The sequence below is a fragment of the Loktanella sp. DJP18 genome, from assembly GCF_049310965.1.
Lineage (GTDB): Bacteria > Pseudomonadota > Alphaproteobacteria > Rhodobacterales > Rhodobacteraceae > Loktanella.
Genome location: NZ_JBMERN010000148.1, coordinates 1 through 7968, shown reverse-complemented (window position 1 = coordinate 7968; position 7968 = coordinate 1). Strand labels below are relative to the sequence as shown.

6 protein-coding genes are annotated in these 7968 nt (G+C 57.8%); 5 read left to right on the top strand and 1 reads right to left on the bottom strand.

Translation table 11 applies throughout. The annotated features are described in order from the left end of the window. Positions 1-432: 432 nt before the first annotated feature. The 5 genes from ACOI1H_RS22065 to ACOI1H_RS22045 all read left to right on the top strand — a co-directional run bounded on the left by ACOI1H_RS22065 (position 433) and on the right by ACOI1H_RS22045 (position 7000). On the top strand, positions 433-1959 hold the full coding sequence (locus ACOI1H_RS22065; RefSeq protein ID WP_422440217.1) for an ABC transporter substrate-binding protein: 1527 nt from the start codon (positions 433-435) through the stop codon (positions 1957-1959). A gap of 88 nt (positions 1960-2047) precedes the next feature. Next, entirely contained in the window at positions 2048-2965 is a 918-nt protein-coding gene (locus tag ACOI1H_RS22060; protein WP_422440216.1) for an ABC transporter permease, read from the top strand. Then, positions 2962-3870, top strand: coding sequence for an ABC transporter permease (locus ACOI1H_RS22055; protein ID WP_422440215.1), 909 nt, complete (start codon positions 2962-2964; stop codon positions 3868-3870). The genes ACOI1H_RS22060 and ACOI1H_RS22055 overlap by 4 nt, the downstream gene beginning before the upstream one ends. Further along, on the top strand, positions 3870-5699 hold the full coding sequence (locus tag ACOI1H_RS22050; protein ID WP_422440213.1) for a dipeptide ABC transporter ATP-binding protein: 1830 nt from the start codon (positions 3870-3872) through the stop codon (positions 5697-5699). The genes ACOI1H_RS22055 and ACOI1H_RS22050 overlap by 1 nt, the downstream gene beginning before the upstream one ends. Further along, positions 5696-7000 (top strand): lyase family protein, encoded by a 1305-nt coding sequence (locus ACOI1H_RS22045; RefSeq protein WP_422440212.1) that lies wholly within the window; start codon positions 5696-5698, stop codon positions 6998-7000. Before ACOI1H_RS22050 ends, ACOI1H_RS22045 begins: the two co-directional genes overlap by 4 nt. An 8-nt stretch (positions 7001-7008) precedes the next feature. On the opposite strand, the gene ACOI1H_RS22040 is transcribed toward ACOI1H_RS22045, so the two are convergent. Continuing rightward, positions 7009-7938, bottom strand: coding sequence for a LysR family transcriptional regulator (locus tag ACOI1H_RS22040; RefSeq protein ID WP_422440210.1), 930 nt, complete (start codon positions 7936-7938; stop codon positions 7009-7011). Between the last annotated feature and the right edge of the window lie 30 nt (positions 7939-7968).

Sequence of the window (7968 nt, the reverse complement as noted above, 5' to 3'; positions counted from 1 at the left end):
ATGCCTCGAAAAGTCACCTGCCTCGGCCGATCCACATTGAGCACGCCAATGAGACGGGCACATCTGAATTGCATTGAACCAGCATCATGTTGGCGCCCCGCGCCGACCACGGACCAAAGCATGCACCCGAGAGGTCTCAGACAAAGGGGCAGTGATAAAAGGACGGCTCAGAAAGAACCCGCATCAAACCGCAAACGGGCGGCCGGACGCACATGTCAAAAAGCACTTGACTGAAAGGTCCCCGTTACCGAAGTCCAGAGCCTAAAGCAGCAGTAAATAAGTTTTGGCCGTAGTCCCCGACGAACCCATCGATGAGTCAGGCCTTATCGGCTTCATGTTACTTTCCGTTTTCGAAACTATCAATGCAAACCTAACAATTTACGCACATGATTGCAACAGCTAGCCTCTGTGCATACTCAGGGAGGAGTAACCATGAACAACTTCATCAAACACGCCATCGCTCCGGCGATCCTGTATGCATCATTTGCTGCGACACCAACCTTGGCGGACAAGGGCGATGACACCCTGCGTGTTGCCATGGCCGAAGAAATCCTGAACCTTGACTACAACTACACCACCAAGCGCGAATATATCATCCTTGCGCAGCTGACGGATGCAACGCTGTTCGATCTTGACCCCGAGACCCAGGAGTTCAAGCCAGCGGTTGCCACAGGCTACAATTACGTCGACGAGAAGACCCTTGATATTACCCTGCGCGACGACGTGAAATTCCACGATGGCAGCGCGCTGACGCCTGAGGATGTGGCTTATACCTATAACTGGATCATCCGTGAAGACAGCCAGTCCAATGCCAATGGCACGATCGGACGCTGGCTGGATAGCGCCGAGGTCACCGGGCCAAATACCGTCCGTTTTAACCTCAAGACCATCTACCCATTGGTGCTGCGCGACATGGCGCAGCGTATCATGCTGCGCAAGGCGGGCACCTATGAGGAAGGCGGTGACATTGATCGGGACGCGATGGCGCAGAATCTCATTGGCACCGGTCCTTACAAAGTTGTCAGTTTTGAGCCCGGTCAAGAACTCGTCTTGGAACGCTTTACCGACTATTTCGGCGAGCCACCCGCCATTGAGAATATTGTGGTGCGCAATATCCCCGATGTCGGCACCCAGCAGGCGGAACTGATGTCCGGTGGTATTGACTGGATGTTTAACGTTCCGCTCGATCTGGCCGAAAGCCTTGGCGCGACGCCGATGGCGACACATTTAAGCGGACCTGACCTTCGCATTGCCTTCGCCGTGCTGGATGCGGCTGGATATACAGACGCCGAGGGTCCGTTGACTGAGGTCAAAGTGCGTCAGGCGATCAACCATGCGCTCAACAAGTCGGAAATGGCAAAATATCTGATCGGCGGCAGCGCCGAGCCGATCCACACGGCCTGCCATCCCGCTCAGTTCGGCTGTGATCAGAGTGTGAAAGACTATCCTTATGATCCTGACGCTGCAAAAGCTTTGCTTGATGAGGCTGGTTACCCGGACGGATTTCCGCTCGATCTCTGGGCTTATCGCGAGAAGCCGGTAGCAGAGGCCGTCGCCGCGGACCTGGAAGCTGTCGGTATCGATGTGAACCTGCGTTACGTCAAGCTCGAGTCCCTTAATCAGGCACGCGCCTCTCAGGAAATTCCAGCCTACATCGGCACGTGGGGATCAGGCGGCACGGCTGACACAGCCGCAGTCGCAAGAATCCACTTTGCCGACGATACAGATCGCAATCTGTCGGGAGACGCAGCGCTGGCTGATGAAGTGTTGGCCGCGGAGCAGACCAGCGATCAGGGCGAACGAGCCGATATCTACTCGAGTGTTCTGACCAAGATTGCGGACCAGGCCTATTGGGCACCGCTGTTTACTTATTCAGCAAACTACCTCGTGTCACCTGAGCTCGACTTCCCACTTGATCCGGACGGTCTGCCGCGCCTGCAGAACGCAAGCTGGCAGTAATGCGCCTTCCTGCGTTCCGGCTCCCCGCCTCAGGCGGAACCGGGGCGCAGACGACGCCGACCTCGTCCGCGAACTGAAAGCCTGTCTCATGTTAAAATACATCCTGATGCGCAGCCTGCTGGCGCTGTCCGTTGCCTTTACTGTATCGCTTGCCGCATTTTTTCTGCTCAACGTCGCCACAGATCCGGCGCAGGCCATTGCGGGTGAAGACGCGACTCCTGAGGTCGTGGACATGATTCGCGCGCGCTATGGCCTCGATCAATCGATGCCTGTACGATATGTCCAGTGGCTCACCGGTGTGCTGCAGGGTGATTTTGGCGAAAGCTACTATTGGCATAAGCCTGTAGCAGAACTTGTCGCCGAACGAGCGGGTGTCACAATCGCGCTCGCGCTGTCCGCTCTTAGTGTAACAATCGTGATTGCCATTCCGCTTGGTGCTCTGGCTGCGCTGAATCCCAACTCATGGATCGATCGCATGGCATTGGGCGTCGCGGTATCTGCGCAAGCCGTTCCGAACTTCTGGCTGGGACTGATCATGATCATCGTCTTTGCGGTGATGGTGCCGATCTTCCCGGTCTCCGGAGATGACACCTGGCGGCATTTTGTCTTGCCCGCCTTTGTGTTGGGGGCTTCGTCTGTCCCCGCCATCATGCGGCTGACCCGCACGGGTCTGATCGAAGTCATGGGAGCTGACTATATCCGCACTGCCCGTTCCAAAGGTTACCGCGCCGGCTCTCTTCTGAAGCGGCACGCCTTACGCAATGCGCTGTTGCCGGTGATCTCCGTCCTTGCTGTCCAGCTTGGACAAAAGTTCGGAGGGTCGGTCATCACCGAAAGCATCTTTGCCATTAACGGACTCGGGAGGCTGGCGCTGGAATCGATCCTTGGTGCTGATATTCCTACCGTGCAGATGCTGATCTTCGTTTTCGCCATCGTCTTTGTCGCAATGAACCTGCTGGCCGACATTATCAACGCCGCGCTTGACCCGAGGATCCGCATCGGATGACCCAAACTAACACCTTTTCCGTGGACGCACCCGAAGAGGCGGCAGCCGTTACGCCGCGCCAGATGATGCGTCGAACGGCACTGAGCCACACAGGTTTCAAAATCGGAACAGGACTGATCGTGGCTCTGGTTCTGATCGCGATTTTTGCGCCGCTGATCGCCCCCCATGATCCCTTTATTCAGTCCCTGAGTAGCCGAATGATGCCACCGGTCTGGGACGACGCCGGGACGTGGGAGCATATTCTCGGCACGGATCAGAACGGCCGGGATTACCTTAGCCGCCTCATCTACGGCACGAGGGTGTCGATCTCGATCGGTCTGGGTGCCGCCTCGATCGGATTGATCATCGGTGTGACCCTTGGCGTTGCCGCGGGCTATTTTGGCGGCTGGGTCGATCATGTTGTCAGTTTTGCACTGACAGCGCAGTTGGCCCTGCCAGGCCTGCTGCTGGCAATGGCACTCGTTTTCATCATCGGGCCGTCGATCTGGGTGGTGATCGGAATTATCGGCGTGCTGCACTGGACCTATTACCTCGTCGTCACCCGTGCTGCCACGCAGCGGCTGCGGAGTCTCGATTTCGTCGCAGCTTCTGCTGCGTCCGGCGCGTCCTCGCTGCAGATCATTTGGCACGAGATTATTCCGAACCTTATCCCGCAAATTATCGTCATTTTCACCTTTGAACTGGGTATCGCAATCCTAGCAGAGGCATCACTTTCCTTTCTTGGAGTTGGAATTCAACCACCGACGCCCAGTTGGGGCCTGATGATAGCCGAAGGCAAGGAAGCGATGTTTTACCGCCCGTGGCTGGTTGTGCTGCCTGGCATTTGCCTCTTCACGCTTGTGATCGGCGCTAACCTGATGGGTGATGGCCTGCGTGACATTACCTCCCCGGAGGGTCGCAACTGATGACCAGACTTCTTGAGATTAAAGACCTTTCCGTCGGCCTTCCACTGCCAACCGGCATGTTGCACGCTGTGCGCAATACCAGCATCAGTCTTGGCCGCGGCGAGGCGCTCGGCATCGTTGGCGAAAGCGGATCTGGAAAAAGCATGACCGCGCTTGCCTTGATGCGGTTGCTGCCGAAAAAAGCGGTCCGGTCGGGCCAAATGATGTTCGACGGCACAGATCTGAACAGCCTGTCTGACGTCAGTTTTTCGCAGAAGTTTCTCGGCCACCGGATTGCGATGATCTTCCAAGAGCCGATGACCTCGCTGAACCCCGTCTATTCAATTGGCAGGCAACTGACCGAAGGGGCAGTTCGTTTTGGGGGACATACAGAGAGCACCGCCCGTGACCGCGCATTAATGTTGTTGGACCGGGTCGGCATTCCTGACCCGGTGGCACGGCTCTCGCAATATCCTCATCAGCTGTCGGGTGGCCAGCGCCAGCGGGTTATGATCGCAATGGCGCTGATGTTGGAGCCAGAGCTCCTGATCGCTGACGAACCGACGACGGCTCTAGATGTTACCATTCAGGCACAGATCCTTGATCTGCTGGCGGGACTACGACGCGAGATGAACATGGCTATGATCCTGATCACTCATGATCTTGCTGTCGTTGCCGAACAGACCGACCGGGTCGCGGTGATGTATGGCGGCGAAGTGATCGAGGAGGGCACGGCACAGGCCGTCATGGCTGATCCGGCGCATCCCTATACGCAAGCCCTTCTGCGGGCCATTCCGCGTATGGACGGCCCGCCACGCAAGCTGGGGGCGATCCCTGGGACGGTCCCGTCGCTGATGTCACCGCCTGATGGCTGTATCTTTGCCCCGCGCTGCTCCTACGTGCGACCAGACTGCGTTGCGGCACGACCGCCCCAGCTTGGAAAAGACTCCCATACGCGTCGCTGCATCCTGACAGATGCAGAACGACCGGCACCTGTCCCGGCCGCACCAATCCGTGCGGACCATGTCGCTGCTGCCAATGATGATGCAGTCATCGCGGCGCAAGAGATCACTCAGGTCTTCCAATCACGCAAAGGTCTGTTCGGGCCAAAACATGAAATCCGTGCTGTCGACGGGGTCACCCTGACACTTCGCCGCGGGGAAACACTCGCGCTGGTTGGCGAAAGTGGATCCGGCAAATCCACCTTGGCCCGGATCATGCTCGGTCTCCTGTTGCCAACCGCAGGCTCCGTGCAGATGCTGGGAAGACCGGTCGCTGACCTGCCGCCGTTGGAAAGGGCCGCACTTGTGCAGCCGATATTTCAGGACCCTTACTCCTCGCTCAATCCGCGCCGGACCTTGGCTGAGATCGTCGCGCGGCCGCTGGTTCTGCGCGGAACCGATGATGCCTCAACCCGTGATGCGAAGATCCGGGAGGCGATGGACATGGTTCGCCTGCCGACAAGGCTGCTGCATTCTTACCCGGCGCAACTTTCAGGTGGGCAACGGCAACGGGTGGCAATTGCACGCGCGTTGGTCACGCGTCCGCAGGCACTCGTCTGTGACGAGCCGACTTCCGCTCTCGATGTCTCGGTGCAGGCCCAGATCCTTAACCTTCTGACCGAGTTGCAGGCAGAGCTGGGCCTGAGCTGCCTCGTCATCACGCATGACATGGCGGTCGTTCATCAGGTTGCCGACCGTGTCGGCGTCATGCTGAATGGCAAACTGATCGAGGAAGGTGAATGCCAAACCGTCCTGCGACATCCGTCCAACGACTATACGGCTCGTCTGTTGGCTGCGGCACCACAATTCCGCCCGGACCAGCTTACCGCGCATGAGGCCGCTCTATGATCCTGACACCTGACACCCTCTTCGCGCGCGACACCCAGTGGCAATCGTGGCTCGATGTAGAGGCGGCACTGGCGCAGGCACAGGCGGAATTGGGCATGATCCCGGACTGGGCAGCGAAGGATATTTCGGCCGCAGCACATCTCGACATTCTCGGTCGGGACGCGATGGCAGCAGATGTTGCACACACAATGGCGCCGGTTCTGTCACTGACACGGCTGCTCGGTAAAGCCGCAGGTCAGGCCGGTGATTATGTTCACTGGGGTGCGACGACGCAGAACGTGATGCAAACCGGACGGCTGTTGCTATTGCGTGAGGCGGACCGCAATATTCGCACCCACCTCGCACGTGCAGTTGACCGCATGGGCGATCTGGCCCGCGATCACGCGACGACCCAGATGGCGGGTCGGACAAACCGTCAGCATGCACTGCCAATCACCTTCGGATTCAAGGTTGCAGGCTGGATTGAAGAGATGGAGCGCGCCGAAGGCCGCCTGACTGATGCGTTCAAGCGAATGATGGCCCTGCCATTCGGAGGTGCGGTCGGCGCTATGCATGCCTTCGGCCCTCAGGGTCGAGCGCTGAACAAGCGCCTTGCGGCACACCTTGGACTGCGGGAGCTGATGGTACCTGGGCGAACAGGTAACGATATGTTCGCAGAATATGTCGTTCAGCTGGCGCTTCTGGCGATGACAGTGGAGCGTGTTACCACTGAGATCTATACCTTGATGACGGATGAACTCGGCGAGGTAACTGAACGGTTGGACGGAGGCACTGTCGGCTCTTCCACCATGCCGCAGAAGATTAACCCGAAGTTTGTGGTCCGCGCCATTGCACTGGCCGCAGAATTGCGCAGTCTGGCGGCACCCGCGTTGGAAACCGGGCGGAGCAGCCATGAAGGCGACGCCGTGGCGAACCAGTTGCTCTCTTCAGTGCTCGATCATGCCGTGCCGCTGGCTTGGCGGATGAGCGAAAGCTTTGCCGAAACGCTAGCGCGACTGACACCGCATCCGATGCGGATGGCCGAAAACCTTGGACGAAGCAAAGGTGCGATCTCCGCTGAAAACCTGATGATGGTTCTAGCCCCCAGAGTGGGCCGGGGGGTTGCCCATGATATTGTCCATCATGCGCTGGAAAACGGCTGCGTGGGAGATCTTGCCGCAGCACCACAGATCACAGCGCATCTAACAGACGCCCAAATCGCAGCAGCGCTCGATCCTGCGCAATACAGTGGCGACAGCGTGGCGATTTCACGTGCAGCTGCTAGCCTCGCTCGAGACGTCAGTGCACGATTTGCACCGTAGAAACGCAATCAGATCAGTTCCAGCAGATCCCGGGTTTGCGGCTCGCTTTGCCGCAAATCTTCGATGTGACTGGAGACGTCATCCAGAAAGCGTTCCGCGAGAGGTGCGTGGGGACCTGGCGGATGCAGGCTGGCATAGGTAATCCACGATGGTTCGGTGACCGGTAGCAGAACAAGACCTTTGTCTATCGTAGCAGGAGCGCACACGCGATCGATCAGCGTAATCCCCAGTCCAGCACGCACCATGTCGACATTGACAACAGTAGAACTGGTTTCACAGACTATATTGTAGGAAAATCCCGCGCGGCCCATAGTTTCTTCAAGACGATCGCGCCAACGTTGCCCGGGCGTCAGAGTAACAAAGGTTTCGTTCTTCAGCTCTTCAATTCCGATTTGTTTACGTTGAGAGAGCCTGTGAGATGCGGGCAGCAGGACGCAAAGCCGGGAACGCAGTATCGGTACCACCTGGAGGTCAATAATCGCGTTCTCTACCGGCAAAGAGATCAGGCCAAGATTGTAACCACGGACGGATACTTTACTCTCGATATCAAACCGACTTTCGACGTTGATCGTGCACTGAATCAGTGGCTGCCGGGCGTAAAGGCGGGTGAGAGCCGGCACGGCGAGGCCATTAGCAAGCGGCGCTGCCGTGACGATTGAGAGCCATTCCTTTGTGCGGCCCTGTATATCCTTTGCGACCTTGGGAATCTCGTCGATGCCGATCAGGGTGTTGGCGATCTGACGGTAGAAGATCTGTCCATGTTCTGTCAGTTCCAGCCGGCGCCGTTGACGTGAAAACAGTGTCAGTCCGACGTCCCTTTCCAGTTGCGACAACAGACGGCTTGCTGCCGAAACCGAGATGTTCAACCGGTCGGACGCTTCTGCAAGGGCCCCGGTGGTAACCACGAGGCGGAAAAGACGCAAGGCGCGAAGGTTCATTCAATCGTTTACCCTGTTTCTACAATTATT